Source organism: Mesorhizobium sp. M7A.F.Ca.AU.001.01.1.1, from assembly GCF_004022735.1.
GTDB classification, from domain to species: domain Bacteria; phylum Pseudomonadota; class Alphaproteobacteria; order Rhizobiales; family Rhizobiaceae; genus Mesorhizobium; species Mesorhizobium ciceri.
Genome location: NZ_RZPF01000839.1, coordinates 1 through 2,542, shown reverse-complemented (window position 1 = coordinate 2,542; position 2,542 = coordinate 1). Strand labels below are relative to the sequence as shown.

The window sequence follows — 2,542 nt, the reverse complement described above, 5'->3', positions numbered from 1 at the left end:
GACCTACAATGTCGATGGCGGCCAGTGGATGAGTTGAGGGCGGGGGACGGCCTCTGCTCCTCGTCCCTCCGCGGGGAGCAGAGGCCGACTTCAGCGGGCGCGTAGCAAGTGCCACCCCTTATCCGCTCCCCGACGGGGAGAGGAGCGTAACGAAGGCCGAAACCCGGCCAAAGGGTAAAACAGATGACCGTGAAACTCTCGTCCTCTAACCTCTCCAAGCTGCCCGCCAACGTCGCAGGTCCGAAGTATGACCGCGCGACGCTGAAGGCCGGCATCGTGCATTTCGGCGTCGGCAATTTCCACCGCTCGCATCAGGCCGTCTATCTCGACGATCTGTTCAATGCGGGCATCGGCCATGACTGGGCGCTGATCGGTGCCGGCGTGTTCGACGGCGAAAAGATCGGTCGCGGCAAACTGGAAGAGCAGGACTGGCTCACCACGGTGGTCGAGCAGGATAGCGGCCATATGAGCGCACGCGTCACCGGCGCGATGATCGACTTCCTGATGCCCGGCGATGCGGCCGGTGTGATCGAACGGCTTGCCGACCCGGCGATCAAGATCGTTTCGCTGACCATCACCGAAGGTGGCTATTTCATCGACCCGGCCTCCGTCGTGTTCAACCCGACCCATCCCGACATCGTCGCCGACGCGCAGGCCGGCGCCACGCCGAAGACGGTGTTCGGCATCATCCTTGCCGGGCTGATGCGCCGCCGCGATGAAGGCACCGTGCCGTTCACCGTGATGTCGTGCGACAACATTCCCCACAATGGCCATGTCACCTCGGATGGCGTCATCGGCCTGGCCCGTTTGATCGACGAGGATCTGGCGAACTGGGTCAGCGAGCATGTCGCCTTTCCGAACGGCATGGTCGATCGCATCACGCCGGCCACCACCGACCGCGAGCGCGGCATCCTGGCCAAGGATTTCGGCCTCGAGGACAACTGGCCGGTGTTCTGCGAGCCGTTCCGGCAGTGGGTGCTGGAGGACCATTTCACCGATGGCCGGCCGCCGCTGGAAAAGGTCGGCGTGCAGTTCGTCAAAGACGTTGCGCCTTATGAACTGATGAAAATCCGCATCCTCAATGGCGGCCATGCAGCGATCGCCTATCCGGCCGGCCTGATGGACATCCATTTCGTGCATGAGGCGATGCAGGAGCCGCTGGTGAGCGGTTTTCTGGCCAAGCTCGAACGGGACGAAATCATCCCGACGGTGCCGCCGGTGCCGGACACGGTTCTGGAAGACTATTACCAGCTCATCGAGAGCCGCTTCTCCAACCCGAAGATCGGCGACACGGTGCGCCGGCTCTGCCTCGACGGCTCCAACCGCCAGCCGAAGTTCATCATCCCGACCATCGCCGACCGGCTGAAGGCTGGGAAAAGCGTCGCCGGCCTGGCCCTGGAATCGGCATTGTGGTGCCGCTACTGCTTCGGCACGACGGACAGCGGCGCCGTCATCGAGCCCAACGACCCGAGTTGGGACCGGCTGCAGGCGACGGCAAAGGCAGCAAAGGACGCTCCCGCCGCCTGGCTCGCCATGGAGGACATCTATGGCGATGTCGGCCGCGCAACGGCGTTTGTCGAGGCCTTTGCCCATGCGCTCAACGTGCTGTGGGCGAATGGCGCGCGCGCCACGCTGACGCGCTACCTCGCCGGCAAGCTCTGAGAGCCATTCTCGGCCATGACGCCTGAACTGGTCATTTTCGACTGCGATGGCGTGCTGGTCGACAGCGAGGCGCTCTCCGTCTCGGCGCTGCTCGGCATGGTCAGGCTTGCCGGCGGCAGCGTCAGTGAGGATGCCGCCTACGAGCATTTCCTCGGCAAGAGCATGAAAAGCGTGCGCGAGATCCTCGGCCGCGACTTCGGGCTCGATATCACCGACCTGCACCTGACCGAGATGCGCGTCGAATTGATGCGCAAATTCCGCGAGGAGCTGAAGCCGATCGCCGGTGTCAAGAAGATGCTGCCGAAGCTTGGGCTGCCGTTCTGTGTCGCGTCCTCGGGCACGCTCGACCGCATCCGCTACGCGCTCGACGTCACCGGATTGCTTGGGCTGATGGAACCGCACCTGTTCAGTGCCACCATGGTGGCCAAGGGAAAGCCCGCGCCGGACCTGTTCCTGCATGCCGCCGCCAGCATGCGGGCCCATCCACGCAAATGCCTCGTCATCGAGGACAGCCCGGCCGGCATCATTGCCGCGCGGGCGGCGGGGATGCGCGTGTTTGCCTTCACCGGCGGCTCGCATGCCGGCAACCCGACCTTGAAAGCGCGGCTTGCGTCGAGTGAACCGGACTTTATATTCGCTGACATGCTGCAATTGCCCGATCTGATTGCAGGCCTGGGAGCGAGAGACAGAGCATCTTGACGAAACAGTTCGTTTGCGCGGTCGATGTCGGCACCGGGAGCGCTCGCGCGGGCATTCTCGACACCAACGGCACCTTGCTCGGCCGCGCCGAGCGGCCGATCGCCATGAACCAGCCGAAGCCCGATCACGCCGAACATGATTCGCGCGATATCTGGTCGGCCGTCTGCGCCGCCGTGCGCGC

General features: G+C 64.3%; 3 protein-coding genes. All 3 read left to right on the top strand.

What is annotated here, in order from left to right; all coding sequences use genetic code 11:
• The first annotated feature begins 183 nt into the window (after positions 1 to 183).
• On the top strand, positions 184 to 1,662 hold the full coding sequence (locus EN884_RS32690) for a mannitol dehydrogenase family protein (RefSeq protein ID WP_063169749.1): 1,479 nt from the start codon (positions 184 to 186) through the stop codon (positions 1,660 to 1,662).
• A gap of 15 nt (positions 1,663 to 1,677) precedes the next feature.
• The gene (locus EN884_RS32685; RefSeq protein WP_024502046.1) at positions 1,678 to 2,361 is read left to right on the top strand and encodes an HAD family hydrolase; all 684 of its coding nucleotides are present in this window, start codon (positions 1,678 to 1,680) and stop codon (positions 2,359 to 2,361) included.
• A partial coding sequence (locus EN884_RS32680) for an FGGY family carbohydrate kinase (protein WP_245492025.1) occupies positions 2,358 to 2,542 on the top strand: 185 nt, incomplete at its 3' end. The genes EN884_RS32685 and EN884_RS32680, both read left to right, overlap by 4 nt.